General features: G+C 55.0%; 25 protein-coding genes, 1 tRNA gene and 1 riboswitch. Of the genes, 15 read left to right on the top strand and 11 right to left on the bottom strand.

Going from position 1 to position 25,711, the window contains the following annotated elements; translation table 11 throughout:
- Positions 1-29: 29 nt before the first annotated feature.
- The 3 genes from glgP (at position 30) to VHE34_RS29120 (ending at position 3,058) form a co-directional block, all read left to right on the top strand.
- A complete protein-coding gene (gene glgP, locus VHE34_RS29110; protein ID WP_325594707.1) occupies positions 30-2,555 on the top strand; it encodes an alpha-glucan family phosphorylase in 2,526 nt (841 codons plus the stop codon).
- A gap of 67 nt (positions 2,556-2,622) precedes the next feature.
- Positions 2,623-2,793, top strand: a complete 171-nt coding sequence (locus VHE34_RS29115) for a hypothetical protein (protein WP_325594709.1) — start codon at positions 2,623-2,625, stop codon at positions 2,791-2,793.
- A 13-nt stretch (positions 2,794-2,806) separates the two neighbouring features.
- A complete protein-coding gene (locus tag VHE34_RS29120) occupies positions 2,807-3,058 on the top strand; it encodes an alpha/beta hydrolase family protein (RefSeq protein ID WP_325594711.1) in 252 nt (83 codons plus the stop codon).
- Here the strand turns inward: VHE34_RS29120 and VHE34_RS29125 are convergent.
- The 3 genes from VHE34_RS29125 to VHE34_RS29135 are packed head-to-tail and all read right to left on the bottom strand — an operon-like array spanning position 3,055 to position 5,214.
- Positions 3,055-3,528 (bottom strand): hypothetical protein, encoded by a 474-nt coding sequence (locus tag VHE34_RS29125; protein WP_325594713.1) that lies wholly within the window; start codon positions 3,526-3,528, stop codon positions 3,055-3,057. The genes VHE34_RS29120 and VHE34_RS29125 overlap by 4 nt on opposite strands.
- A gap of 22 nt (positions 3,529-3,550) precedes the next feature.
- Positions 3,551-3,919, bottom strand: a complete 369-nt coding sequence (crcB, locus tag VHE34_RS29130; protein ID WP_325594715.1) for a fluoride efflux transporter CrcB — start codon at positions 3,917-3,919, stop codon at positions 3,551-3,553.
- Entirely contained in the window at positions 3,916-5,214 is a 1,299-nt protein-coding gene (locus tag VHE34_RS29135) for a voltage-gated chloride channel family protein (protein WP_325594717.1), read from the bottom strand. Before VHE34_RS29135 ends, crcB begins: the two co-directional genes overlap by 4 nt.
- 36 nt (positions 5,215-5,250) lie before the next feature.
- Positions 5,251-5,324: riboswitch (Fluoride riboswitch) on the bottom strand.
- Positions 5,325-5,366: 42 nt separating this feature from the next.
- On the opposite strand from VHE34_RS29135, the gene VHE34_RS29140 reads away from it, so the two are divergent.
- The 4 genes from VHE34_RS29140 (at position 5,367) to VHE34_RS29155 (ending at position 9,424) form a co-directional block, all read left to right on the top strand.
- Complete coding sequence (locus tag VHE34_RS29140) at positions 5,367-7,553, top strand: carbohydrate binding family 9 domain-containing protein (protein ID WP_325594722.1); 2,187 nt, start codon at positions 5,367-5,369, stop codon at positions 7,551-7,553.
- A gap of 117 nt (positions 7,554-7,670) precedes the next feature.
- Positions 7,671-7,744 (top strand) — tRNA-Pro (locus VHE34_RS29145).
- Between the two features lie 169 nt (positions 7,745-7,913).
- Complete coding sequence (locus VHE34_RS29150) at positions 7,914-8,627, top strand: hypothetical protein (RefSeq protein ID WP_325594723.1); 714 nt, start codon at positions 7,914-7,916, stop codon at positions 8,625-8,627.
- Between the two features lie 209 nt (positions 8,628-8,836).
- A complete protein-coding gene (locus VHE34_RS29155) occupies positions 8,837-9,424 on the top strand; it encodes a dihydrofolate reductase family protein (protein WP_325594724.1) in 588 nt (195 codons plus the stop codon).
- Between the two features lie 38 nt (positions 9,425-9,462).
- On the opposite strand, the gene VHE34_RS29160 is transcribed toward VHE34_RS29155, so the two are convergent.
- The 3 genes from VHE34_RS29160 to VHE34_RS29170 all read right to left on the bottom strand — a co-directional run bounded on the left by VHE34_RS29160 (position 9,463) and on the right by VHE34_RS29170 (position 15,165).
- Positions 9,463-11,952 carry an ABC transporter permease gene (locus VHE34_RS29160; protein ID WP_325594725.1) on the bottom strand — a complete coding sequence of 830 codons (2,490 nt, stop codon included), beginning with the start codon at positions 11,950-11,952 and terminating at the stop codon, positions 9,463-9,465.
- A gap of 186 nt (positions 11,953-12,138) precedes the next feature.
- Positions 12,139-12,903 carry a type I methionyl aminopeptidase gene (gene map, locus VHE34_RS29165; RefSeq protein WP_325594727.1) on the bottom strand — a complete coding sequence of 255 codons (765 nt, stop codon included), beginning with the start codon at positions 12,901-12,903 and terminating at the stop codon, positions 12,139-12,141.
- 36 nt (positions 12,904-12,939) lie between these two features.
- Positions 12,940-15,165 carry a TonB-dependent receptor domain-containing protein gene (locus VHE34_RS29170; protein ID WP_325594729.1) on the bottom strand — a complete coding sequence of 742 codons (2,226 nt, stop codon included), beginning with the start codon at positions 15,163-15,165 and terminating at the stop codon, positions 12,940-12,942.
- Between the two features lie 170 nt (positions 15,166-15,335).
- On the opposite strand from VHE34_RS29170, the gene VHE34_RS29175 reads away from it, so the two are divergent.
- Together VHE34_RS29175 and VHE34_RS29180 are read left to right on the top strand one after the other, a co-directional pair.
- The gene (locus tag VHE34_RS29175) at positions 15,336-16,358 is read left to right on the top strand and encodes a sensor histidine kinase (protein WP_325594731.1); all 1,023 of its coding nucleotides are present in this window, start codon (positions 15,336-15,338) and stop codon (positions 16,356-16,358) included.
- Positions 16,355-17,065 carry a LytTR family DNA-binding domain-containing protein gene (locus VHE34_RS29180; RefSeq protein ID WP_325594733.1) on the top strand — a complete coding sequence of 237 codons (711 nt, stop codon included), beginning with the start codon at positions 16,355-16,357 and terminating at the stop codon, positions 17,063-17,065. Before VHE34_RS29175 ends, VHE34_RS29180 begins: the two co-directional genes overlap by 4 nt.
- A 302-nt stretch (positions 17,066-17,367) precedes the next feature.
- Here the strand turns inward: VHE34_RS29180 and VHE34_RS29185 are convergent, their stop codons facing one another.
- On the bottom strand, positions 17,368-17,730 hold the full coding sequence (locus tag VHE34_RS29185; RefSeq protein ID WP_325594735.1) for a hypothetical protein: 363 nt from the start codon (positions 17,728-17,730) through the stop codon (positions 17,368-17,370).
- A gap of 89 nt (positions 17,731-17,819) precedes the next feature.
- On the bottom strand, positions 17,820-18,008 hold the full coding sequence (locus tag VHE34_RS29190; RefSeq protein WP_325594737.1) for a hypothetical protein: 189 nt from the start codon (positions 18,006-18,008) through the stop codon (positions 17,820-17,822).
- Between the two features lie 54 nt (positions 18,009-18,062).
- On the opposite strand from VHE34_RS29190, the gene VHE34_RS29195 reads away from it, so the two are divergent.
- A complete protein-coding gene (locus VHE34_RS29195; protein ID WP_325594739.1) occupies positions 18,063-18,314 on the top strand; it encodes a hypothetical protein in 252 nt (83 codons plus the stop codon).
- On the opposite strand, the gene VHE34_RS29200 is transcribed toward VHE34_RS29195, so the two are convergent.
- Complete coding sequence (locus VHE34_RS29200; RefSeq protein ID WP_325594741.1) at positions 18,311-19,774, bottom strand: hypothetical protein; 1,464 nt, start codon at positions 19,772-19,774, stop codon at positions 18,311-18,313. The genes VHE34_RS29195 and VHE34_RS29200 overlap by 4 nt on opposite strands.
- 98 nt (positions 19,775-19,872) lie before the next feature.
- Entirely contained in the window at positions 19,873-20,592 is a 720-nt protein-coding gene (locus VHE34_RS29205) for a type II CAAX endopeptidase family protein (protein WP_325594743.1), read from the bottom strand.
- A 116-nt stretch (positions 20,593-20,708) separates the two neighbouring features.
- Here VHE34_RS29205 and nagA point away from each other — a divergent pair, with 116 nt between their 5' ends.
- Genes nagA through VHE34_RS29220 form a run of 3 tightly spaced genes read left to right on the top strand, consistent with a single transcriptional unit; the run spans position 20,709 to position 24,203 of the window.
- Entirely contained in the window at positions 20,709-21,962 is a 1,254-nt protein-coding gene (gene nagA, locus VHE34_RS29210; RefSeq protein ID WP_325594745.1) for an N-acetylglucosamine-6-phosphate deacetylase, read from the top strand.
- Entirely contained in the window at positions 21,934-22,731 is a 798-nt protein-coding gene (locus VHE34_RS29215) for a glucosamine-6-phosphate deaminase (protein WP_325594747.1), read from the top strand. The genes nagA and VHE34_RS29215 overlap by 29 nt, the downstream gene beginning before the upstream one ends.
- Positions 22,728-24,203, top strand: a complete 1,476-nt coding sequence (locus tag VHE34_RS29220) for a beta-N-acetylhexosaminidase (RefSeq protein ID WP_325594749.1) — start codon at positions 22,728-22,730, stop codon at positions 24,201-24,203. Before VHE34_RS29215 ends, VHE34_RS29220 begins: the two co-directional genes overlap by 4 nt.
- Positions 24,204-24,285: 82 nt before the next feature.
- Here VHE34_RS29220 and VHE34_RS29225 read toward each other — a convergent pair whose 3' ends face one another.
- Positions 24,286-24,528 (bottom strand): CBU_0592 family membrane protein, encoded by a 243-nt coding sequence (locus tag VHE34_RS29225; protein ID WP_325594751.1) that lies wholly within the window; start codon positions 24,526-24,528, stop codon positions 24,286-24,288.
- A 39-nt stretch (positions 24,529-24,567) separates the two neighbouring features.
- Between VHE34_RS29225 and VHE34_RS29230 the strand changes: the two genes are divergently transcribed.
- Both VHE34_RS29230 and VHE34_RS29235 read left to right on the top strand, forming a co-directional pair.
- Positions 24,568-25,062 carry a nuclear transport factor 2 family protein gene (locus VHE34_RS29230; protein WP_325594753.1) on the top strand — a complete coding sequence of 165 codons (495 nt, stop codon included), beginning with the start codon at positions 24,568-24,570 and terminating at the stop codon, positions 25,060-25,062.
- 208 nt (positions 25,063-25,270) lie between these two features.
- Positions 25,271-25,708, top strand: coding sequence for a hypothetical protein (locus VHE34_RS29235; RefSeq protein WP_325594755.1), 438 nt, complete (start codon positions 25,271-25,273; stop codon positions 25,706-25,708).
- The last annotated feature ends 3 nt before the right edge of the window (positions 25,709-25,711 follow it).

A 25,711-nucleotide genomic window follows, 5' to 3' on the forward strand; every position in this document is an offset into this window, starting at 1 on the left:
TGTGTATAATCAGCCCAAATCGCCATCCAATGGACCAAAAGATCAACCTTTATCAGCCCTTCGGTTTCATGCCTTCCGATATTGAAGGCTCAGATGATCTGCTTCGCCTTGCCCTGGATATGCGCTGGTCCTGGAATCACGCCGCCGATGAGGTCTGGCGTCAATTGGACCCCGCACTTTGGGAACTTACCCACAACGCCTGGATCATCCTGATGACCCTGTCCCGGGAGATATTAAGGAACCGGCTGGCCGATCCCGCTTTCCGGGAAATAGTAAACAACCTTATAAAGGCAAAAGAAGAAGCCGAGACCGGTCCTCGCTGGTTTCAGCAGAAATATCCGGACTCCCCACTAACGACCGTCGCCTATTTTAGCATGGAATACATGCTCAGCGAAGCCCTGCCGATTTATGTGGGAGGGCTGGGCAACGTGGCCGGTGATCAGCTGAAATCTGCCGCCGATCTCGGGGTTCCTGTCACAGCCATCGGCCTGCTCTATCAGCAGGGTTATTTCCGCCAGTCGATCGATCGCGGCGGGAATCAACAGGCAGTATATCCCTTCAATGATCCCATGCAGCTCCCGATCTCGCCCTTGCGGCTGCCCAGCGGGGAATGGTTGCGGATAAAGGTCGAGCTAAGCGGCTACCCGGTCTGGCTGCGCACCTGGCAGGTGCAGGTGGGGCGGGCAAGGCTCTTTTTGTTGGATAGCAACGATGCTTCGAACCTCCCCATCCATCGCGGCATCACCAGCGAGGTCTATGGCGGCGGGGAAGACCTACGGATAAAGCAGGAGATCATCCTCGGCATCGGCGGCTGGCGCCTGCTCCGGGCGCTGGGCATCCGGCCCGAGGTCTGTCACATGAACGAAGGACATGCCGCCTTTCTCGTCCTCGAACGGGCCAATGACCTGATGAAGGAGACGGGCCTCTGCTTCGAAGAGGCGCTGGCCGTTACCCGCGCCGGCAATCTCTTCACCACGCACACGGCTGTGGCCGCGGGCTTCGACCATTTCAGTCCCGATCTCATTGGCCAGTATCTTGGCGCCTATGCATGGGATGACCTGCACATCGACTTTAATACCCTGATGGCCCTGGGTCGCGAGAACCCGAACAACGGCGGCGAAGGTTTCAACATGGCTTGGCTGGCCGTTCGGGGCAGCGGCGCCGTCAACGGGGTCAGCAAGCTGCATGGCAAGGTCAGCCAGCATCTATTCCAGCCGTTATTCCAGCGTTGGCCGACGATCGAGGTCCCGGTGGGTTCCGTCACCAACGGCGTTCACATGCCCAGCTGGGACAGCGCCTTTGCCGACGAGGTCTGGACCCACGCCTGCGGCAAGCAACGCTGGAAAGGCGATCTTGAAGGTCTCACGGAGAACATCTCCTCGGTCTCGGATGAGTTTCTGTGGAAGATGCGCAACCTGTCCCGCGATAGCCTCATCCGTTATGCGCGTGACCGGTTCTCCCGCCAGGTAGCCGTTGCCGGCGGCTCCGCCGATCTGATCGGGATGGCCAGGAATTTGTTCGATCCCGGCGTCCTGACCATGGGCTTTGCCCGGCGGTTCGTTCCTTATAAGCGTCCGTTCCTCCTCCTCCACGACGAACAACGGCTCATCCGCATCCTGACCAATCCCCAGCGGCCGGTGCAGCTCATCCTGGCCGGCAAGACCTCGCCGAACGATGAAAGTGGCAAGGCCCTGATCCGGCAATGGGTGCAGTTCATCCAGAACAATAACCTCTATCAGCACGTCATCTTTTTGAGCGACTACGATATGCTTCTCGCCGAACACCTGGTACAGGGTGTCGACGTATGGCTGAACTCACCCCGCCGCCCATGGGAGGCCAGTGGCACCAGCGGAATGAAGGTGTTGGTCAATGGCGGCATCAACGTCTCCGAGCTGGATGGCTGGTGGGTGGAAGCCTATACCCCCGAAGTAGGCTGGGCTCTGGGCGATGGAAGGGAACACGGCGATGACCCCGCCTGGGACGCAAAGGAGGCGGAAGATATGTATGAGATCCTCGAACAGCAGCTGATCCCCGAATTTTATGATCGCAATACGCACGGAATTCCCGAACGCTGGGTGCAGCGGATCAGGAAAAGCATGTCCACCCTTACGCCCCAATTTTCGGCCAACCGGACCGTGCGGGAGTATACGGAGAATTTTTACCTGCCCGCCGCGACCAACTACCTGCAACGCGCCGCCGACAATGGCGCCGTGGGTATCCGCATCAACAAAGTGCACCGGCAGCTGGAGGAGAAATGGAGCGGATTGCATCTCGGCGATCTCCAGTCTACCCATACCGGCGATGGCTGGTCGTTCCATATTTCCATTGATCTCAATGGGATCGATCCCACGAAGGTGGCCGTCGAGCTCTACGCGGACGGTAAGAATGAGGACGCTCCGGAAAGAATTGTCATGCGACCCGGCGATGGTTCCGCACTATACCAGGCAACGGTAAAGACAGACCGGCCCGCAACCGATTATACCGTACGGGTGATCCCCGGCTATGAGAACCTTTCCCTGCCGTTGGAAGACACGCTGATCCGCTGGCAACGATAAGGAGAAGGCACAAAGGCCGCCGGAATAGAGAAATGTCGTATCTTATTGCGTAAACCTCGCTACGCACATGAGAAGACTCTGGCTATTCCTGCTGCTGCCGCTGCAAATGACAGCACAACTCACCCCTTTTCTTGCCTTTAAAAAATATCCTTTTCCGACCGGCCTGACAGCCGCGTCGACCGGCACCCGCCTTGCCTGGGCGATGGACGAGGAAGGTAGAAAAGGCCCCCGACCATGAAAAGGCATTGAAGGTGGCCTGGCTTTCCTCACCCGTATCCGCGATCAACACCTGGCGATCGCCCGTGCTGATCATCCAGGGTGATGACGATCGCAACGTCCACTTCAGCGAAAGCGTCGATCTCATTCGTAGACTGGAGAAGAAAGGGGTGCCTTATGAATCGCTGATGATCGTCGACGACACCCATCACTGGATGAACTTCAACAATGCGGTCACGGTCTACGCCGCGGCAGCCGATTTCTTTGTCCGGAAATTCATGCGCTAGGGAAGGTTCCGTAGGGATTCTTCCATTTCATCCCGCAGATCGGTAAAGTACACCGGGAAGAAAAGGCGGGTGTAAATATAGTTGACGACAGAGACCAGCAGGAAGATAAGCAAACCAAGTCCAATGGCGATCCAGTTGAAGCCGGACGCGATAAAGGCCGACAGGGCGCACACCGCGGCCAGCGTGCCCCCCAGCACCAGGATCCGCTTAAGGCTGGCTTCGAAGAACACCCGGTATTCGTTGCCGGTGTCCTCTACAAGTATATAGCCCTCGGAGAAGCAGAAATATTGATTGCCGAAGCGGGTCCGGCCGATGCCGAAGGGCCGGTTGCTAAACCAGAGTGTATCCTTCGTGACCGTGATCGAATGTACCCGCTGATATTCCAGTTCCTGCTGATAGAAATTCAGCAGCAGCGGGATCGAAGCGCCGGGAATTTGGGTCTTGTCAAAACTGGCTGTCGCGCGTAGCATAGCGATGGCAATATAAGGTTTATTATCGCACCGCCAGCATCCCCCCAAGCGTAGCCAGCAAACCGAATATGACGCTGGAGGTAATATAGAAGATAAGATAGGAATAATTACCGTGTTTGAGAAGGGTAATGCTTTCATAGGAGTAGGTGGAGAAGGTCGTGTATCCACCGCAGATCCCCGTGATAAGAAAAAGCCGCCATTCGATGCTCATCCAGGCATGCCGCTCGGCAAGGCCATAGAGCAGGCCGATCAGGAAACAGCCCGTAATATTGACGACCAGCGTTCCGAGGGGAAAGGTCAGCGTGACATACCTGCCGAGGGCCATTTGAACCAGGTAGCGGCCGATGCTGCCAAGTGCGCCTCCAAGACCGATGATGAAGAGTATTTTCATGATGGCTCTCTCTTGATCCCAAATTTAGAAAACTCCACCCTTTGCGCAGGATAGATCCCCGAATGACCGCTGAAATAGTACGCGGTAAAGCAGGCGACGGCGTAATATAGGACATGTTCGCCACCAAACAGCTCCACTCCCATGAACGTGCAGGCGATGGGAGTGTTGGTGGCCCCGGCAAAAACGGCGATGAATCCGAGACCGGCCATCAGGTCCACGGGAGCCCCGGTCAAAACCGCAAGCGTATTTCCCAGCGCCGCGCCGATAAAGAACAGCGGCGTTACCTCTCCACCCTTGAACCCCGTCCCGAGGGTGATGGCCGTGAACAGCATTTTCCAGAACCAGCTGAACATCGTGGCGCCGCCGGAATGAAAGCAGGAGGGGATGGTCACCGCGGATGGGGTTTTTCCCGCCACCCCAAGACTCAGGTAGTCCTCCGTTCCCAGGAGGAAGGTCAGCCCGATGATCATCGATCCCCCCACGACCGGGATCAACCATTGAGGCTTGATCCAGCGCTTGCTGTAGTTTTTTAGGGTATGCGAGAGACCGGCGAAGGCATAACCTGCGATTCCAAAAAGGACGCCGGCAAGAATCACCTTGGCAAGGAGGATCGCATCGAAATGGAAGAAGGAGAATAGCGTGACACCCGTTTCTGCAAAGGAGATACGGTAGGAGGTGTGGTGGATACCCCAGGCACTGCAGGTGATATCGGCCAGGACGGCGGCGATAAAGCAGGGCATCAGGGCGTCGTGTTTGATCCTGCCGAGCGCCAGGACTTCCAACGCAAAGATGGCCCCGGTGATCGGGGTGCCGAATACCGCGCCAAAGCCGGCCGCGATGCCGGTCATGAGCAGGGTGCGCGTGTCTTCGGCCGACAGCCGCAGGCGACGCGCAAAGAATTGGGCGAGGCTTCCCCCGATCTGAACCGCCGTACCTTCTCTTCCCGCCGATCCGCCAAAAAGATGGGTCATCACGGTCGTCAGCAGCACCAACGGCGCCATCCGAACAGGCACGCCACCCCCCGGTTTATGGATCTCATCCATGATCAGGTTATTCCCCCTATCGGAATTCTTGCCCAGGTATTGGTAAAGCAGGTAGATCGCGACGCCGGCCAACGGAAGCAGGAAAAGCAGCCAGGAATGGTCGAAGCGGAAATGGATCGCCTTATCGAGCGACCATAGGAAGAGCGCGACAAGCGAACCTGCCGTAAGCGAGACCGGGATCACAAACAACGTCCAACGAAGTAAATGGGAGAGGATCGAGAACTGTTCGAACGAAACCTTAGGTCGTTTCATGCCTACAAATTAAGAATTTGATCAATGAATAATTGACAATTCGTAGGCGCCATCGTCCCTCGGCCGGGCCAGGGCGGTTCATAAGGTGGAACACCATCACCTTTCGCCACCAAAGATACCCCAATATCGGTAAAAAATTGTATTTTTTTGCAATGATCCTTAATCGATTAGCTGCTTGTTGGAGTTGTTGGTTGCTCCTTTTCGCTTTTCCGGCCCTGGCGCAGAAAAAGAACAGTGGATTCGAACTGCACATTCACCGGGCCACGAGTCCGATCCACATCGACGGGGTCATCGACGAACCGGCCTGGCAGGAAGCAGAACGTGCCGGCAATTTCTATATGGTCCTGCCGATGGATACCAGCAAGGCCAATGTGCGAACGGAGGTCCGGATGACCTACGATAGGAACAGCCTCTACCTCGTAGCCGAATGTTTTCTCCCCGGCCCGGGTCCCGATATGGTGGAGTCGTTGAGACGCGATTTCAGTTTTCTGAAGAATGACAATTTCATCTTCTTCATCGATCCCTTCGAAGATCAAACCAGTGGTTTTTCCTTCGGCGCCAACGCCGCGGGCGGCCAATGGGACGGGCTGATGTACGAAGGCGGGAAGGTCGATCTCAGTTGGGACAACAAATGGAACTCGGTGGTCCGGCGGTATAGCGATCGCTATGTGCTGGAGCTCGCCATTCCCTTCAAGACCCTTCGCTACAAAAAAGGCGTCACCCACTGGGGCATCAACTTCAGCCGGAACGACCTCAAGACCACCGAGAAATCCGCGTGGGCGCCCGTGCCCCGTCAGTTTCCCACCGCGTCGCTGGCCTATACCGGTGTGTTGGTATGGGACGAGCCCCCGCCGCCGCCCGGGCCGAATATCTCCATCATTCCCTATGTGCTGAGCGGAGTGCAGAAAGACTATGCGGCTCACGGCGCGAATGTATACAGGAAGGAGATCGGCGGGGACGCAAAGATCGCCGTCACTTCTTCGCTGAACCTCGATTTAACAGTGAACCCCGATTTTTCGCAAGTGGACGTCGACAAAGAGGTGATCGATCTCAGTCGCTATGAATTATTCTACCCCGAGAGGCGGCAGTTCTTTTTGGAGAACGCCGATCACTTCAACAACCTCGGCTATCCCAATATCCGGCCCTTTTTCTCCCGGCGAATCGGGTTGGGCGCTCCGATCGAGTTCGGTGCGCGTCTCAGCGGCAAGCTCGATCCAAACTGGCGGATCGGACTCATGGATATGCAGACGGGGAAGGTCGATTCGATCGGCCTGCCACAGCAGAATTTCTCGATGGTGGCGCTGCAGCGGAAAATCTTCTCGCGGAGTAACATTGGATTTATCTTCATCAACAAACAGTCGATCCACTATCAGCCCGGCAAGGACACGACCCTGCCGCAATATTCCCAATACAATCGCAATGCCGGCATCGAGTTCAACCTCGCTTCGTCGAACAATTATTTCACCGGCAAGATCCTGGCATTAAAAGCCTTTAGCCCCGGCAAAAGCGGCGACGACTGGGTGCATGCGGCCAATTTGCAGTACAATGACCGGCACTGGCTCATCGGCGCCGAGTACGAATACACCGGCGTTCACTACAATGCCGAAGTAGGTTATGTCCCCCGCACCGGGTATTTCAAGATCAACCCCCTGGTACAATATCTCTTCCTGCCCCGGGGTGGGGTAGTGTTGAGCCATGGACCCCAGCTGACGTCGACGTATTATTACAATGAAGCCTTTCACCGCACCGACAACGAGACCATCCTCACCTGGCTGACCACGTTCCGCGACAAAAGCACCCTGGCCGCGGTCGGGATGAATGACTATGTGCAGCTGCTGGCCCCCTTCGATCCCACCAATACCGGCATCTCCACCCTGGCCACCGGCACCCGGCATCGTTGGAATACGCTCGGCGCAGACTATGTCAGCAAGCCCCAGTCCCTCTTCACCTGGGATGCCTCTCTCCGCTATGGGGGTTACTATGCCGATGGCAACAAGTTCACCCTCAGTGGCGATGTCGGCTATCGGATCCAGCCTTACGTCAATTTCACGATGAGCGCCAACTACACGGACCTCACCCTGCCCCAGCCCTGGGGCCACACCCACTTCTGGCTCATCGGCCCCCGCCTCGACATCACGATGGCCACCAACCTCTATCTCACCACCTACGTCCAATACAACCAGCAAACCCGCAACATGAACCTCAACACCCGCCTGCAGTGGCGCTACAAGCCCGCTTCGGACCTCTTCCTCGTCTACACCGACAATTACCTTACAGCGCCCTTCAGCGTCCGCAACCGCGCCGTCGTCCTCAAATTCAACTATTGGTGGAATCTCTAGGCGCCCCGGCCCATAATCCCAGCCCCCGCAGCCCCAACCCGCCCTTTTCTTCCAAATCCCTAGGCGGTTCCCCCACAAATCCCTATTTTTGCGCCTCATTACCGGACCGATCCGGATCGGGAAGTAGCGCAGGCCGGTAGCGCACCTGGTTTGGGACCAGGGGGTCGCAGGTTCGAATCCTGTCTTCCCGACAATAATTCAAAACCCGCCACCACGGCGGGTTTTATATTTTCAGATACCTATTTTTCAAGAGGAGCAGTAAACAGCAACTTTCCTCCCGGATTCAAAGCCGCAGCCATTTTATTTTGGCCCATCCGGCCATTTTACGTATATTCAACAAACCCCATAAATGCTCCCCCCATGCAACCCACGACCCAATCGCAGGCGCCTTACGCCCGCGTCAGCCTCTTCTTTTTCTTCGTTTGGCTGATTGTCAACTGGGGCTTTTACAGGACCTATATCATCTTCTTCCCCTCGTTCGACGGATTTAAACCCATCCAGCATTTCCACGGCGCCATGATGATGACATGGATGGCGCTCCTAATCGTCCAACCCTTGCTTATCCGGGCAGGAAAGCTGTCTCTTCACCGGCTGATCGGCAAACTTTCCTTTGTCATCGCGCCGATCGTTCTCCTATCTATGATCCTGATCACAAAATTCGGCTACGATAAGTCACCGCTTCCGCACGTTGAAAGGGTAGGCAAATTGGCATTGCAGTCAGGTGACATCGTTCAGTTTGCATTATTTTACTGCCTGGCCATTGTCAATCGGAAAAATACCTACAACCACATGCGCTACATGATCGGTACTGCCGTCATGATGATCGGCCCCGGCCTGGGCCGGGCGTTGGCAATATATAACAATGTCCCTTTCGACACGGCAATCGCTTACACTTTCTACGCCGAGATCGCCATCGTCGCCGCATTCTTATTGGGCGATCTATTGAGAAAAGGATCTTACAAGGCCAATGCCATTGTCCTGACCGGAATTTTTGTTCACTTTCTTGTATGGGAATTCAGGCTTCACCAGCCCTGGCAGGCAATAGGGGAGTTTATCGCCGGCCATTTATTTTAGAGGCGGGTGGGATCTACGGCCGCTGGGATCATCTGGAAAAAGTCGATTTATCCCTGCGACTCCGAAATATACCGCAACACCCCGTCGATAAACCGCTCCCCAGCCCCTTAAAACCCTCCCACAACCCAAAAACAAAAAAAATTTGCGCAAGCAAATCCTTGCGCATATATTTGCAAGTAAATGCTTGCAAATAATCAAACCTCTTATTTATGCGAAAATTGATCATGAGAATGTCATTCACGGTCGACGGCTTCGTCGGCGGCCCCAACGGAGAGAACGATTGGGTCTTCAAAAGCTCGGACGAAACCTCGAGAGCAGCCGCCGCCGAGGGATTCAGGGAGGCAGGCCTGATTATCATGGGCCGAAAGACCTTTGAAGGCTTGTCCTCCTATTGGCCAACCGCCAGCGGTCCCTTCGCCGCGCCGATGAACGAAATCCCAAAGGCTGTCTTCAGCAAAAGTGGATACAAGGGCCTCAGCCCCGTCCCCAACGCGGAGCCGTCGCCGGCCCAGGCCTCCTGGGCAGCAGCCCGGATTTTCAACGGCGACCTGGCCAAAGGGATAAATGAGCTCAAATCGGAGCCCGGAAAACCGATCTATGCGATCGGCGGCGCCGGATTCATGCGCAGCCTGGTTGTGACCGGGCTTATCGATGAATATCGTTTGACCACCCATCCCGTCCTGTTGGGCAAAGGGCAGCCGGTCTTCGACGGCCTCGAACAACCACGAGACCTGAAATTAGTCGACGTCAAGTCCTTCCCGGGCGGGATTGTAACCCGTATTTATCATCCGGCCTGACTCTTCGCTCACAAGCCGCAACCCCGCCGTCCACTAATCTAATCGTTTCGTAAACGCTTCACGGGATTCGCCGTCGCCGTCCGAAAAGCCTGGTACCCCACCGTCACCAACGCTATCGCCACGGCGACAACCCCACAAACCACAAAGAGCCACCATGGCGCCGTAGTCCGGTAAACAAAGCCCTCAAGCCAACTGTGCATAAAATACCAGGCAACAGGCGCAGCGATGACAAAAGCAAGCGCCACAGGCCAGAGGAACGACCCCGTCAGCAAAGCGATGATCCGGCCGACGCTGGCACCCAATACCCGCCGGATGCTCATTTCTTTGCTGCGCTGTTCAGCGGCAAAAGTGGCGAGCGCCAGCAGCCCCGTACAGGAGATAGCAATAGCGATGAACATGGCCAGACGTAGAAGACCCGATAGATGCTGTTCCCTGGAATACAGCATGGCGATGCTGTCGTCGAGGAATGCATATTTGAAAGTTTGGTTCGGATAGATCTCACGCCAGATTTTATCTATTTTTCCAAGCAGTGCATGCAGGGCTTCCGGGTTACGAACCGCCGGTGCAAGGCGAAGGCTGACCGTTGTCTGAGATTCACGGTCGCTGCTGACGAAGTAAGGGGTGATCGCCTCTCGCAGCGACTGGGAATGAAAGTCCCGGATGACACCTACGATGGGCCCACCCATATCGTCGATGCCGGTAATGGCCATCTTTCCGATCGCATCCTGGGGACGGCTAAAGCCCATTTGCCGTGCCGCAGTCTCGTTGATGAGGAGTTCCCGGATCGTATCGGAAGGGTAGAGATTCCGTCCAGCCGCGAGTTGCAGGCCGAAGACGCCCAGGTAATTGGTGTCGGCCATCTCAAAGCCGGCGATGATCTTCCTCTCCCCGTTCGGACCTCTATAGGCGAGGGAGGTGGTCCCATGCCCGCGCCAAATAGGGGTCAGCATATGCCGGCTGACGGCCGCCACTTCGGGAAGCATCCGGAGCCTGTTGACAAGAGCCATCGAATGCTTCGCCGGATCGGGATTCGATCGTAACTCCGCGTCCAGCGGGCGGATCGTCAGGACGGCATCCGCGGAAAAGCCAAGATCCGTATTCAACATATAATGAAGCTGGCGGGCGACGATGACCGTACAGAGAATAAAGCCCACGGAAATGGTGAACTGAAATACAAGCAGCCCGCGCTGTAAGTAACGGTTAGGTGTCACCGCGGCCGAAGTTTGCCCTTTAAGGCTGAGTACCGGCAGGAGGCGGGAGATCATCCGGGCCGGGTACCAGCCGGCCAATAGCGCCGTCGCAATCGTGATCCCCGCGAGGAACACCAACGTCACCCAGGATATCTCGAGATGAAGTCCGGCCGGAAGATATTCGTGCAGGAGCGAGATAACCATCGGAACGAGGACGACACTCAGCAGGACAGCGAAGATAGTGATCAGCAGGGTCTCACCGAGAAACTGGAGAGCAATGTCTTTGCGGCCACTGCCGAGTACCTTCCGGATACCGATCTCTTTGGTCCGCAACAGCGATTGGGCGGTCGAGAGGTTTATGAAATTGACGGCGGCCAGCAGCAGGATGAAACCCGCGATGGCCATGAGGCCGTATAATGTCGGCAGATGAGCCTTGCGCGAATAGGCGTCGCGGTAGTCCGCGTCGAAATGAAGATCCGCCAGCGGCTGAAGCGCCAGCGTTGCCGTGTCGCCCGGCTGATGGGGCCAGTATCTGCTCAGAATGGGCGGGAGCTGCCGTTCCACCTGTTGTCGAGTATGCCCGGGGGCCAGTTCGACAAAAGCCTGGGCATTGTGCCCCCACCCCGCCCACTCGCCCGCATGAATGCTGCCGGTCAGAAAGGTGCCGGGGACCGTGCTGAGAGAAATGAAGTCTTTAAAATTCAGATCGGTATTGCCCGGCCAATCTTTCACGATACCGGTAACGGTGGTGGCGAGCGAATCGGCATAGATCACCGTTCGGCCGATCGCCCGATCGGGAGTAATCTTGCCAAAGTAGCGGACCATTTCCTTTTCCGTCAGTACCACCGATCCCGGTTGGCTTAGGCTGGTGGCGACATTGCCGGCGAGCCACCGGTATGTGAACGTCTCAAAATATTGCGAGTCGGTAATGATAATGGTGCTGGGTGTGCCGGCCTCCGGCTGATCGAACAACTCGCCAAGCGGCGAGTTGGCCCTGTTCGCTCCAATCGACGGAATGTTGACCCGGGCATTGAAGTTATAAAAGGCCGCCACATGCCGGACCCCGGTGAGTTCCCCATGCAGGTTGACGGGAAGTGCGGTAGGCAGAAATCCAAATTTCGCGGGATCGAGCTTATCGATAGTGATGTTATTGCCTACCACCCGGTAGATACGATCTTTGTTGGCGTGAAAGGTATCATAGCTTAATTCAAAACGGGTCAAAAGGAAGATGACCAGGCAGGAGGCTAACCCAATGGTCAGGCCAAGAATATTAACGATACTGTGGACCTTGTACCGGAGCATTCTACGGACGGCGACCAGCCAGTAGGTTTTAAGCATAATTGTCGATTTTTGGTAGTAGAAGGCGTGCAATAAGACAGGCACGCAATGATCACACAAAGCAGGTGCCAGTCGGCTAAGAATTTGGCTGATAACTCTTTCGAACCGACGCTACGCAAAATATTGTCCGGTTTCGATACAGGGCTCTGATCCGGAACGAACAGGGTTCCTACCGTGACGAAGGGGTTAATTCCAAACCCCATTCATTTCCGTCAAAATAACCGGCTTCCCCTCCGTAACCAAAATGGTATGTTCATGCTGGGCCATAAATCCCCCTTTATTCCCAACCATTGTCCAACCGTCGTTAAGAGTTTCGGCATAAGTCGAGATTGTTGAAATGAAGGTTTCGATGGCAACGACAGAGTTCTTCCTGAACCTTGTCAGGTTGAATCGGTCCTTATAATTGGCGATATCGCTTGGCTCTTCGTGCAGGCTCCTGCCGATCCCATGTCCCGTTAAGTTCCTGATCACCTTGTAACCCCGTTTCTTTGCCTCCGTCTCGATCAGATGCCCGACATCCGACACCCGAACGCCCCCCTTGATCGCATAGATGGCCCTATGCAAAATTTGCTTTGAAGCGTCCACGAGTTGTTGATGGCGATGGATGTCTTTCCCAAGCACAAACGAATTGCCGTTGTCCGACCAAAAGCCGCCCAATTCCGCCGAAACATCTATATTCACCAGGTCTCCTTCCTGCAATATTCGCGTGTCGGAAGGAATGCCATGACAAAACTCGTGGTTTACACTGATACAGGTACTGCCCGGAAAACCATAGGTCAGGTAAGGGGCCGATCTCGCCCCGAGATCCGCGAGGATCCTTGCCCCGAAGTCGTCCAATTGCTTTGTGGTCATCCCGGGTTGAGCATAGTTGCGCATTTCTTTTAAGGTAGATGCAACGGCTTCGCTCGCCTTTTTCATTCCGGTCAGCTCCGTTTCTTTTGTTATAGACATGCCGGTAAAGTTAGCCAACAAAATCGTACAACGCATTCACCTGTTCTCGATCCGCTTACCCTGCTGCTCCTCCGGCCGCTTCAACCGCTTCGGCTCGTTGCCGCTATTCCCAAAACGCCAGGTGAACGTCAGTGAAGCCCTGGCGCTATAGGTCACCCGCTGCCAACTCAACAACAGGGCATCGCTCACCCGCAAAAACCCGGGCCGGCGCGTATTGAAGATATCCCTCGCACTAAACACCAGCGTAGCCCGGTTATGCGCAAAATCATACTTCGCCCCTGCATCAAAGCCATAAGCCGGGCGATACCGGTCCTGCAAGATCACCTCGCTGGCCTTATAATCAGCCCTCAATTGCGCACTCAGCCCCCTGGCAAGCGAAAGATCATTGGTGATATTCCCGTTCCAGCTGATACCGCTGGTGGCCCCGATCCCAAATTGCGGGGCCCCCGAATTGACGCGGCCATAGACATTGATATTCGCCGTGAAACTCCAGATCCGGCTGACCCGCGCACTACCGATCAACTCCACACCGGTATTGATCGCCCGCCGAAGATTTTCGGAAATAGTAATAGTGACGTCATGGACGGGATCGGTCTGGACATGCTTGATCACATGGTCCACCTGGGTATAGTACAACCCCGAGGTAAGAATGGAAGCAGCCCCATTTTTCTCATAAGTCAGCTCAACGGAATGGATATCCTCAGGTCGCAATGTCGGATTTCCCATGTCATAGTTGACAGGGTCGGATACATCAGGGAAAGGGTCGAGCTCTCTCGGGGTCGGCCTGCCGACCCGGTGGGTATAGCTCAGTTGTATTTGCTGGGCATGCTCCAACCGCCGGGTCAGGAACAAGGCCGGATAGAGTCCATTCGTATTGAGGTTCATCGGAGTACTGACAAGGACCCCGGTGGGATCATAGTTTTGCAGCGTAGCGGCGAATCGCCCCGCCTCCGCCCTCAGTCCGGCCTGCAGCGTATAGGCCGCGATCTGCTGCCGGTAATTGAGATACGCCGCATGCACGGCGTTGTCAGTATGGAAGAAATTGATCAATGAATAGTCGGCAGTAAAGGATCCACTCAATGTGTTGAAGTTGGCGTCCCACTGCCGCTTATCGCTGGTGGTCAGCTGGCTTCGCCAACCCGCGTCCAATCGCCCGCTTTTGCCAAGGGGCAGCGTGTAGTCCAGCTGGATATTGTAATTCCTGTTGGTCCCCCCTTTCGTATCCTGCAGGATGTCCGGTGTTGGCTTGACCGCGCGACCATCTACGTTGTATATGTCGGTATTATACACCTGGAAGCTGTTGCCGGATCCGGTGGACCACGCAAAGTCAAAGTTGAGTTCCTCCGCCGTTTTTTTAAATCGGTGCGCCAGGTCCAGCGTGACTCCCCAGCTGGTATTCCAGCCATTGGTGGTATTGGCCCGGTTGCTCAGCTGCGTTGGCGTTTGTTGTTGTGTCAGGTTATCGACGGTCAGGTATTCATGCCGGTCGGTTGTAGTGGCATCGTACAGCCCGGTAACGCTGAGCTGGTCCCTGGAGGACAGGCGATAGTCGACCCCCGCCTGCGCAGCATGTATATTACGGATGGTTGTCGACGGAAACCGCTCATCGGAATAATAGGTAGAGTCACCCGAATTCAAATAGGTGATATATTGATAGCCGTTGCTATAGGTATTCCTGCGTTGGAAGGTGTAGTTCCCGAATAGATCGGCCCTGCCGGCGCGATAGTTGATGCTGGCGCCTCCATTATAGTTCTGCCTGGTACCTGCCGATGCCGTCAAAGAACCGTTATAGCCCAGCTTCGCACCCTTTTTCAAAATAATATTGATGACCCCTTGCCCCTCGGCATCATATTTCGCCGAAGGATTGGTGATGATCTCGATCTTTTCGATGGCGGCCGCGGGAATGGATTGCAGGATCTGTCCGACGGACCCGCCTCCGATAACGGATTGTTTGCCGTCGACCAGCACTTTTACTTTCGTGGCTCCGCGCAGGCTGATATTGCCATTGGCATCCACCTCCAGGCTCGGGATATTCGCCAACAGGTCGGCCGCGGATCCACCGACGCTGACAAGGCTTTGATTGACGGAAAAGACTTTCTTATCCGGGCCGCTGCGAAGGGTGGGGCCCTTGCCTACCACCTCCACCTCTTTGAATACTTGCACGCTGTTCAGGAACGCGGAGTCCCGGGCGGACCCTTGCGCCCGGAGACGCGGTATCATGCTAAAAAGGAGGAGGAGGATAGACAGGAATAATTTCAGCATCTCCATTTTTGAAGACAAATCAACGCCTATTAGCCGGGTCCCATCCCGACAATTCAACCCGCGGCCAATCCGGCTAAATAATCAGGCCATCCGGGATCTATTGAGCGAAATGGGAAATTCGTTGAATCATACCGGGATACCCTTCCAAATCGATTATTTTGTGGCATCGTATGAGCTATTTCGCAAAAAGAAAGATAACGCTGACCCAATTGCAATACCTGGTCTGGTCGGCTATTCTGGTGATCAGCTGGATCTCGATGCTGTCCTCGGATGGCGTCGCGCCCTCGGCGCTGTTCGCATTCAATGCGGTCTCTTTTTATGCCCTGATCATCTACGGGAATATCCATATCCTCTATCCCCGCCTTTTCCAACGGAAGCAATATGTACTCTATGCGATGGCATCCGTCTTGCTCGTAGGCATCGCCGGGCTGGTAAAGGGATATGTTTCGCTCTATATCGGCAGCCGGTATTTTGCCAGGGCATTCAAAATCCAGGACGCGGACACGCATCTCTCGTTTTTTCTCTCGGGCCTGACGGTGTTTGTCCTAAGCCTGATCATCCGGTTGGCCATCGCCTATTTCTCGGAAAAGCAAAAGTCGGAAGAGGCCTTGTTACAGCGGAGCCAGTTCGAACTGAAGCTGCTCAAGGCGCAGGTACAACCTCATTTCCTCTTCAACACGCTCAACAACATGTACTACGAGGCGTTTATGGAGTCACCCCGTACTGCCTTGCTCATCGAACGGCTTTCCGATATCATGCGGTATTTTATCGATCAGAATATCCAGGATAAGGTTCCCCTTGAGACCGAAGTACAGTTTTTGGATAACTATATCGCCCTGGAAAAGATCCGGATCATGCCGGAGCCGGAGCTTGAATTTTTAAAGGATTTTAAAACCGGCATCCAGCTTCCACCTATGCTGCTGATGACCTTCGTGGAGAACATCTTCAAACACGGCATCGATAAGATCAGCGGACGCAACCGGATATGCATCAGGATTGCCGAACAGGATGGCTATCTTATATTTGAGACCATGAATAGCATCAACCGGAATCCTGGTAAGGCAAAACCCACCGGCCTCGGGCTGAAGAATCTCCGGCAGCGCCTGACCCTGCTCTACGGCACCGATTTCCATCTGGCGACCCAGGACGACGGACGCTATTTTAAGGCATTTCTCAAAATACCCTTGTCATGAACATCCGGTGTATCATCGTCGATGATGAACCCAATGCAGTGAACCTGCTGGAAGTGCTGATCGGCCAGACGACGGAGTGGCAGCTCCTGGCAAAATGCCTGAATGCGCTGGATGCCATCTCCTTCCTGAAGAACAACGAGGTCGATCTTATTTTTTTAGACATCGAGATGCCCCTGCTCTCCGGGATCGATCTGGCGGCTCTTCTGCCGGCCGGCACGGCCATCGTCTTTACCACGGCCTACAAAGAACATGCGGCGGAGAGCTACTCCTTCAATACCATCGATTACCTGCTAAAACCGATCACCCTGAAACGTTTCATCGCTTCGACAAAGAAGATCGGGAACTACTTTCTAAATGCAATGCCGGCCGGGCCAAAGGATACGGAAGACCCGGAGGGGTATTTCTTTGCAAAAACCGGTAATGAGCTGCGTAAGATATTGCTCGATGAGATCCTCTATTTCGAGAGTCAGAAGGAATATGTGAAGATCGTCACCGCCAAATTCGAGGTCCTGACCTATCGGCGGCTAAAGGATATCGAAGCCCAATTGAAGCCGCCTTTCGCCAGGGTACACAACTCGTTTATCGTCAACATCCGGCAGCTGAGCAAGATACAGGCCGGTTTTGTCTACATCGGGGAGACGCAAATTCCCATCAGCGATAAATTCAGGGACGAACTGATGGCTATCATTCAAAAAAGAACTTTTTAACAACGAATTGCCGTAACTTTATATACGATCGATGATCGGGTTATGGCCAACAAAGGACTATATTGGATACCCATCGTTGGAGCGTTTGTAAGTTTGGTCAAATTTGATAAGGAAAATGGCATGGGCGCTTTTTGGGCTTACTATCAGGCAGCGGCGCTCGTCGTATTTATTTGGCTCATGGCGTTTCTTCAGACAGGCAAGTGAACAGTCTCAGCTGACAAACCCTCTTATACCAATGGATCGCGCATCCATTCGGGGAGACTTTACCCTCAACGGTCGGGGCTTCCAAAAAAAGTCGAAAATTACCATTGTTGAACAATAACCCCGATCTGTCCATCTACCAGCGCAAATTCCCGCGCCCCCCAGGGCCGCAGCGTGATGGTGGAAAGATTGGGATGCAGCATCTCCGGAAAACCGGAGCTCACCCGCGCATGAACCTCTTCGATATTATTGGTCACCAGCCGGTATTCGGGACTGAATTGCCGCGCATATTCTGCATTTTCGAACAGCAGGATACCCAATCCGTCCTTTTCGATGACGCAGTAGGGATTCGCGGAGTTCAATTCTTCATGGGTGATGCGAAATTCGAGGCAGTCGATAAAGGTCTTTAAACCCGTTTGGATGTCGGCATAGAAGATGCTCGGAACGATCTTGGTAAAATTCATGGAAGGTTTTTTGTCAAATGTAGGAAGATCGCACCACTGCGCCAGCATGCATCCGGAACTCTCCGCACATTATTCCCCCCAACACGTAATCACGAGATCCCGGCTGCCGCCCCGGTTCCGATGCTCGCATAGATAGATCCCCTGCCAGGGATAAACACCTGGCACATGCCCTTGCCGATCTCCCGGATGCCCGTCGCAACCCGCAGGACATCGCCGGTGATCAGTTGAAAACCCCGCCTCCTTTCGCCAAGGCTCAGTGTGTATTGGTACAGTTTCATTGATGGATAGGCCCGATGGCACAATTTTTTATGAAGCTATCAAAAAACAGTATCATGGAAACACCACAGCACGATAAGAACAAACCCAAAAAAGACAAGAAGCAACCATTGGGCCAGCCCGACCCGGAAACGCTCCACACCACGGATCCCGAGGAACACATGAAAGGCCCCGTCTCTTCGGTTATGCAGAAAATAAAAGAGGAAGTCGAAGACAACGACGCCGCCGATCGAAAGGATGCCGCAGGGAATGATCGAAAAGAGACCAAAGAGAACGATCGGAAACAGACCGAACGGGAAAAGCACTAGGCCGCCCCGCCGGCGCTTGCCCTATTCTCCCTCGGCTCACAAACCATCCCGAAAAGACACCGGTCTTTAATAATGGCTGCCACCTCAGGCGGCGTGTACTGCTCCCATCCCTCTTCGCCATTTTTGATCATCTGCAGCACCCGGTCCGTCTGTACCTGCAGGTTGCTCTCCTGGTAGTGCCGGATATCCTCGATCTTGTTGTTGGCGATCAGGTACCGGTACAGATCCACCAGGTGATTCGGCGGATTAAAGCGCAGGCAATTATAAATAACCCCGGCTCGCAGCGTGGGATACACAAAAAGCTTCACATTCCGGCTGAAAAGAGTGGCAAAGGATTCCAAAATACCACCCTGCAGATCCTGGTAATGCTCCTCCGAAAAGATGTATTCGAGATTGGGATATCCCAGCACCACCCCCATCTTCAGTTTAGTGATCTTCGACAAATAAGCGACCAGCTTATAGTACTCATGAAAATCCGAGATCAGCACCGTCTGTCCCAACGCACAAAGGATATCCACCCGGTCAAGAAAATCCTTCTCGTCGATTTCCGCCGTCGGATCGGCATCCCGCTCCTTCAACGCCTGTAGCGTCAGCTCGGTCAACACCACTACGTTGTCTTTGTCCACATCCGGCTCCTGCAGGAATTGCCGGACCCCGTTATTCAGCATATCCAGGTGGACATTGATCACCGGCCGGAACCGCCCGCGCAGCACCGCGACATGTTTTTTGTGGAGCACCTCCGAAGGCTGCATGTTCTTGCCGTCCGGACCGAACAATGCCGCATCTGAAAAACCGTATTTCACCAGGTGCAACGACATGAGCCGGTTATCCACCTTTTCGAAATCGGGCCCTTCGAACCGGATCATGTCGATCTGGATCGCGTCCTTGGACAGGTTGTCCATCAAAGAGAGCAGGAAAATATTCGGATGCGTATAGTAGTAATAGCAGGCATACAGCAGGTTCACGCCAAGCACTCCCACCGCCGCCTGTTGGAGCACATTGTCGTTGTCCAGCAGCTTCACGTGGATGATCACATCGTTGTACGGACCGTTTGGTGTCAGCTGGTACCGAACGCCCATCCAGCCATGCCCCTCGTTCGTCTTGTGATAGTTCAACGCCGTCATCGTGTCGGCAAAGGAGAAGAACGTGGTCCGCTCCCCCCGCGATTCGGCGAGCCGCTCGATCAACAGTCCATATTCCTTCTCCTGCATCGCCAACAGGCGGGCCTCGCTGACATATCTCCGGCCCTTCTGCACGCCGTAGATCGCGTCGGAAAAGGTCATATCATAGGCCGACATCGTCTTGGCGATGGTGCCCGACGACCCCCCTGCCTTGAAGAAATAAGCCGCCACATCCTGGCCGGCGCCGATCTCCGCGAAGGAACCATAAATCTGTGGGTCAAGGTTGATGGCAAGCGCTTTCTGTTTTGTTCCCAGGTCCTTGTTGTGAATGTCACTCATACAAATTCCCTTTTATATGTACCGCTGCCAATATCAAATGCAATCGTATCATGAAAGCCGGCTCAAAGATACAGATTTTCTATTACCAAATCATTATCTCACACGTGCCGGAAGGAGAGATAGAAGGCCGCCATATCCCAAAGGATATGGAACAAGATCGCCACTTTGATATTTTGATATCGGTTGTAATACATCGCAAGCACCAGCCCGATCACCATCGCTCCCACGACATTTTTGATCGTCCCATACTGGTAATGTCCCAACCCGAATAGCAACGAGCTAAGGAATATCGCAAGACCCCGGTTCCAGACCAACATCTCCAACCGCGGTAAGAGGTATCCCCTCATCAGCAATTCCTCCGTAAACCCCGCGGTGATCGCCGAATAAAAAAGCAAAAAAGGATGGGCCCGGCAATACCGGACCATCCGCTCCAGTGCCTCGCTATGTTCTGTCTTATGGATCAATGCATAGAGTAGCGAATTGACGATGAGCAGCACCACGGTGATGACCACCGGAAGCAGAATAAGCGCGCCCACGTAATGCAAAAAGCCCTGTCGCCGCTCGCTCCAGAGCAGGAGAGGCCGCTTTTCGACTCTGACGGCATACCACCACACCAGGCCAAGGCAAACCCAGAAAAGTGTCCGGTTGGCGAATACGGCTACCGTTAGGGAGCGAGTGAGGCCCAACAGCCTCAAAAGCCCCGTGCCACCGGTTGTGATGAGCAGGAATAACAGGAAGATCATGCCCACAACCCCGGCAAAGATCACCGGCGTCCGGGGTGATTCTGAATGTTTTTCTGTGGTCGGCAGGTCGATCATGGCGCAACGCCGGCCGTTTGGCGGGCCGGCACTCCAACAAACGCCCAAACAACCCGCTTTATTTCAGGCGGGTCTTCCCGGATAATTTTGTTATTTAGCATACCGTATTTCCACCCATGTCTTCCATCAAAATCGTAAATGGCACGCTGATTACGCCCGATCGGGTCCTCCCCAATGGCGCCATCCTGCTTTCCGATGGCCTGATCGTCGCCATCGAAGAAACGCCCGTGGAGTCGCCCGCCACCAACGCCTCCGCCACCAATACCCCCGCCACCAACGCCACCACGATCATCGATGCCAAAGGCTGCTTTGTCGCCCCCGGCTTCATCGACCTCCACGTCCACGGCGGCGGCGGCCACGACTTCATGGACGGCACCGAAGAGGCCTTCCTCGCCATCGCCCAACTCCATGCCCGCCACGGCACCACAGCAATGACGCCCACGACCCTCAGCGCGGGGAAACAACAGCTCCTGGCCACGTTGGAGACATATGAACGCCTCGCCGGAAAACCCACCGGCGGCGCCCGATTCATCGGTATGCACCTCGAAGGCCCCTACTTCGCCATGTCGCAGCGCGGTGCGCAGGATCCCCGTCATATCCGCAATCCCGACCCGGCCGAATACGAAGAACTCATAGCCCGCTTCCCCGGTATCCGCCGCTGGAGCGTAGCCCCCGAGCTGCCCGGCGCTCTTGAGATGGCCGGGCGCCTGAAACAAAAAGGGATCCTCGCCGCCTGGGCCCATACGGAAGCATTGTATGACGACATCGTAAAAGCGTTCGAACACGGGTATACCCATGCCACCCACTTGTATTCGGCCATGCTGGGCGTCACCCGCCGAAACGCCGCCCGCTTCGCCGGAGCCGTCGAAGCCGCGTTCCTCATCGAAGAAATGACAGTCGAGATCATCGCCGATGGCATCCATCTTCCGCCACCGCTGCTGCAACTGGTATGTAAAGAAAAAGGCCCCACCAAAACCGCCCTCATCACCGACGCCATGCGCGGCGCCGGCATGCCGCCGGGCGAAAGCATCCTGGGGGCAAAGGACGCCGGTCTGAAAGTCATCATCGAGGACGGCGTAGCCAAGTTGCCCGATCGCAGTGCATTCGCCGGTAGCGTCGCCACCGCCGACCGCCTGGTAAGAACGATGCTCGACTCCGGCCAGTCGCTGCCAGACACCATCCGGATGATCACCAAAACCCCCGCCGGCATCATGGGTATCGCCGACCACAAGGGGTCCATCGCGAAAGGCTTCGACGCCGATCTCACGATCTTCGATGCGGACATAAATATTCAATACACCATCGCCGGCGGGAACATCATATATCAAAAAGAAAAGAAATATGCCAGTCGATCGTCGGCCAACCAATAAGAAACTGCCATCCAGCAGCCTCAAAGACAACATCCACGTCCGCATCTTCGAAACCCGCGAGGGGCTCGGAAAAGCCGCCGCAATGGCCGTCGCTGAAACCATCCAAAACTTACTCGCAACCCAGCCCACCCTCAATATGGTCTTCGCCGCCGCACCCTCACAAAACGATTTCCTCGCGGCGTTGATCAGCCAACCCCTCGACTGGGACCGGATCAATGCCTTTCACATGGACGAATACCTCGGGCTGGGGCCCGACGCCCCACAATCGTTCGGATATTATCTTAGGACCCATCTCTTCGAAAAAGTCCCGTTCCGCGAGGTCCATCTCATGAACGGTCTCGCCGCCCATCCACAGGCCGAATGCCATCGCTATGCTGCACTGCTCGAAGCCCACCCGACAGATATCCTCTGCCTCGGCATCGGCGAGAACAACCACCTCGCATTCAACGATCCTCCCGTGGCCGATTTCCACGACCCCGTGGCCGTCAAAATAGTCAGCCTAGACGCGGACTGCCGCCAGCAGCAGGTCAATGACGGCTGTTTCCCAACCCTCGCCGACGTACCGGAACAGGCCCTGACCATCACCATTCCCGCGCTCATGGCCGCCCGTTATGCCTTCGCAATGGTCCCCGGCGACCGCAAGGCCCGCGCCGTCGCCAACACCTTCGATCAACCGGTCTCCGAAAGATTTCCCTCCACCATATTAAAACAACACTCCGCTGTCCAGCTCTTCCTGGACAAAGACAGCAGCAAACTCTTACAGCTATGAGAAAACTCGCATTGTTTATTATTATGTTGGGCGTCTCGTTTAGCGCCTGGGCCGATTTTCCCGTCAGGGCCTTTCACATCGATCTCCGCATCCAGGTCATGACCATGCCCGCGCTAAAGACCTTCGCCCGGCGACTCCACTCCGGCGGCATCAACACCCTGATCATGGAATATGAAGGGACCTATCCCTTCGAAAAACACCCCCTCATCCCCAACCGCTACGCCTACACAAAGGCCGAGATCATCTCCTTCATCGACTTATGCAAGTCGCTGAATATGGAGGTCATCCCGCTGCAACAAAGCTTCGGCCACGTCGAATACATCCTCCGTCACGAACGCTATGCCGGTCTGCGGGAAGATAACAAGGCCCTCTCCCAGATCTGCCCCACCCGCAGCACCGTCCAGGACAGCCTCCTTTTCACCCAGCTGTATACCGAGCTCGCCGAGACCCATCCTTCGAAGTACATCCACATCGGCTGCGACGAGACCTACCTCCTCGGTCACTGCGACGTCTGCCGCAAAAAAGCCGCCGAAGAAGGGATCTCCAAATTGTATATGGATTACGTCAGCATGCTCTGCAACATCGTATTGAAACTGGGGAAGACGCCGATGCTCTGGGCCGATATGGTGCTGAAATATCCCGAAGCCGTCAGCCGCCTGCCCAAAGGTACCATCCTCGTCGATTGGAACTACGGCTGGAGCCTCGATCACTTCGGCGACCACAAAAAGCTGCTGGCCAGCGGCTACACCATTTGGGGCGCGCCCGCCATCCGCAGCAGCCCCGATAACTACTATAGCACCGACTGGAAAAAGCACTTTTCCAACATCCGCGACTTCGTTCCCGCCTGCCGCCGGATGGGCTACCAGGGCATGGTCCTCACCTCCTGGTCCACCTCCGGCGCCTATTCGTATAGCTATGAGTCAGAAGGCGAGCTCTCCGACCTGCAGGCCACCCGCCATGTGTATCCGATTTCCGGCTTCAATATCCTCATCGCCGCGTATTCCGAAAGCCTGAAGCAACAGGCGCCCCTCGACATCGATGCCTTCGTCGCCGGCTATTGCCAAAAGCAATATGGCTTCACCCCCGACCAGTCCCGCACCTTCTGGCGCGCCCTCACCGACACCGGCATCACCGCCGCCCAAACCCTTCGAACCCTCCAACCCCTCCAACCCCAAACCAACGAATCCGAATACGCACACTATATCCTCATGGCCGATATCCGCGCCGAGCACCTCCTCTTCAAACGGATCGAAGCCGAAGCGAATGCCCCCGGTCTCACCCCAAGCGGCGCCGCAGCCCTGGCCGCCCGCCTCCGCACCCTCCTCGAACAGGACGCCGCCCTCACTAGCCGCTTCACTGAACTCAATACGTATCTCTTTTACCCCGCCGAGCTGGCCAGCGAGAACGCCCTGCGAACCTTTCGCATCCGCGATCTCTATAACCGCCTCAATAAAACCCGTAACCCGGATTGAACCACATGCGACACCTCTCTCCGCACTTCTCATCCCTCCGCTTTTGACAGCGAAGACCGGGAATGCTTGAAGGAATAAGACCTCACAACCGTTTTCTAAGTGCGACCCCCAATCCCAACACCGACACCAGCGTCCAACATCCCTCGAGGATAATAAACGGCCAATACCGCAACAGCACCGAGGCGAGACACGCAATCCCCGCCCCAAGCACATTCAAAAAAAGATAGGCAAAGCTCTCCTTGCCGATCTTGCCCGTCAAATTCAGAAAAAAAGCAACCAGCAGCAACGTCACGCCGACGGCCCCGGTCCAGTCTGTCTTCGTCATGACCGCAACTTACGGTCTTTTCTTTATCTTTAGAACCATATGAAAAAGGTTCTCCTCCTCATAACCCCAGCCTTCCTGGCCGTCGCCTGCCAAAGCCCCGCCGGCAACATACCCGCAAAGGCCGACACCACAACGCAGCCGGCATCCACCGCCACCGGAATCGCCGCCGCAAAGGCGGACACCGCCGGACTCATCGCCGTCATGCAGAAGTCCGCGGCCGATTGGAACAAAGGCGACCTCGCCGGCTTCATGGACTCCTATGACGACAGCGCCACCATGATGTCCCACCATGGACTCATCGGCAAGGACTCGATGATGATCCACTACCGTCAAACCTATTTCAAAGAAGGCGCCGCCCGCCAGCATCTCACCTTCGATCAATTCAAAATAACACCCCTCGACGGCAACTATGTCCTGCTGACAGGGCGGTTCACGCTGAATGGCCATAATCTTCCCACACTCTCGGGTTGGTTCTCCCTCACCTGCGTGCACACGCCAAAAGGCTGGAAGGTCCTTCACGATCACACGAGTTAATTATGCACATTTAACATTTTCCAGGAGGCTGATAACCAATCGTTACAAATAGCTAAGTGCGGTTGATCAAGACTTTTTTTGACCCTAAGGGTTGCAAAATTCAGTATCGCCTGTTACTTTTACGCTGTTAATCCTACCTGGATAGAGTCTATTCCCGTGAATCACCGCAGACAATTCGTCGTATTTCAAAATTGTAAAACGGGACTCTATGTTACACGCAAAAGATCTTCGATTCGGGAACAAGGTACTTAACCAAAGGGGCGAAGTGATCACCGTCCAGCAGATACACTCCAACACCGTCGTATACGACACGCAGTTAAACGTAAACAGGCAGGCATCGAAAGTTAGCAACGGCTACAACTATTCCTATACCATGCAGGTCGTCGAGGTTGTAAAGGAAGCCGAACTGCAGGAGATCGAACCCATCCAACTCACGCCAAAAGTGCTCGAGAAATGCGGCTTCCGCAACTTCGTCCGTGACGAATGGATCTTCACTTACGGCAATACACACACGGATTTCGAACTCACCGATGATGGCCTCAAGCTTAGACATTCCACGCCCACCCGCGTACCCATCAAGTATGTGCACCAGCTGCAGAACTTCGTCTATGCCATAGCCGGCCAGGAACTCGAAGTAGACCTATAAAAG

This window comes from Puia sp. (assembly GCF_035546395.1).
Lineage (GTDB): Bacteria > Bacteroidota > Bacteroidia > Chitinophagales > Chitinophagaceae > Puia.

Coding starts and splice junctions, on each gene's coding strand:
- VHE34_RS29225 (WP_325594751.1), bottom strand. CDS start 24,528: ATGACGAAGACAGACTGGACCGGGGCCGTCGGCGTGACGTTGCTGCTG.
- VHE34_RS29140 (WP_325594722.1), top strand. CDS start 5,367: ATGATCCTTAATCGATTAGCTGCTTGTTGGAGTTGTTGGTTGCTCCTT.
- VHE34_RS29205 (WP_325594743.1), bottom strand. CDS start 20,592: ATGATCGACCTGCCGACCACAGAAAAACATTCAGAATCACCCCGGACG.
- VHE34_RS29230 (WP_325594753.1), top strand. CDS start 24,568: ATGAAAAAGGTTCTCCTCCTCATAACCCCAGCCTTCCTGGCCGTCGCC.
- VHE34_RS29160 (WP_325594725.1), bottom strand. CDS start 11,952: ATGCTTAAAACCTACTGGCTGGTCGCCGTCCGTAGAATGCTCCGGTAC.
- VHE34_RS29190 (WP_325594737.1), bottom strand. CDS start 18,008: ATGAAACTGTACCAATACACACTGAGCCTTGGCGAAAGGAGGCGGGGT.
- VHE34_RS29235 (WP_325594755.1), top strand. CDS start 25,271: ATGTTACACGCAAAAGATCTTCGATTCGGGAACAAGGTACTTAACCAA.
- VHE34_RS29125 (WP_325594713.1), bottom strand. CDS start 3,528: ATGCTACGCGCGACAGCCAGTTTTGACAAGACCCAAATTCCCGGCGCT.
- VHE34_RS29155 (WP_325594724.1), top strand. CDS start 8,837: ATGCGAAAATTGATCATGAGAATGTCATTCACGGTCGACGGCTTCGTC.
- glgP (WP_325594707.1), top strand. CDS start 30: ATGGACCAAAAGATCAACCTTTATCAGCCCTTCGGTTTCATGCCTTCC.
- VHE34_RS29150 (WP_325594723.1), top strand. CDS start 7,914: ATGCAACCCACGACCCAATCGCAGGCGCCTTACGCCCGCGTCAGCCTC.
- VHE34_RS29170 (WP_325594729.1), bottom strand. CDS start 15,165: ATGCTGAAATTATTCCTGTCTATCCTCCTCCTCCTTTTTAGCATGATA.
- crcB (WP_325594715.1), bottom strand. CDS start 3,919: ATGAAAATACTCTTCATCATCGGTCTTGGAGGCGCACTTGGCAGCATC.
- VHE34_RS29200 (WP_325594741.1), bottom strand. CDS start 19,774: ATGAGTGACATTCACAACAAGGACCTGGGAACAAAACAGAAAGCGCTT.
- VHE34_RS29175 (WP_325594731.1), top strand. CDS start 15,336: ATGAGCTATTTCGCAAAAAGAAAGATAACGCTGACCCAATTGCAATAC.
- VHE34_RS29185 (WP_325594735.1), bottom strand. CDS start 17,730: ATGAATTTTACCAAGATCGTTCCGAGCATCTTCTATGCCGACATCCAA.
- VHE34_RS29135 (WP_325594717.1), bottom strand. CDS start 5,214: ATGAAACGACCTAAGGTTTCGTTCGAACAGTTCTCGATCCTCTCCCAT.
- VHE34_RS29215 (WP_325594747.1), top strand. CDS start 21,934: ATGCCAGTCGATCGTCGGCCAACCAATAAGAAACTGCCATCCAGCAGC.
- VHE34_RS29195 (WP_325594739.1), top strand. CDS start 18,063: ATGGAAACACCACAGCACGATAAGAACAAACCCAAAAAAGACAAGAAG.
- map (WP_325594727.1), bottom strand. CDS start 12,903: ATGTCTATAACAAAAGAAACGGAGCTGACCGGAATGAAAAAGGCGAGC.
- VHE34_RS29115 (WP_325594709.1), top strand. CDS start 2,623: ATGAGAAGACTCTGGCTATTCCTGCTGCTGCCGCTGCAAATGACAGCA.
- VHE34_RS29180 (WP_325594733.1), top strand. CDS start 16,355: ATGAACATCCGGTGTATCATCGTCGATGATGAACCCAATGCAGTGAAC.
- VHE34_RS29220 (WP_325594749.1), top strand. CDS start 22,728: ATGAGAAAACTCGCATTGTTTATTATTATGTTGGGCGTCTCGTTTAGC.
- nagA (WP_325594745.1), top strand. CDS start 20,709: ATGTCTTCCATCAAAATCGTAAATGGCACGCTGATTACGCCCGATCGG.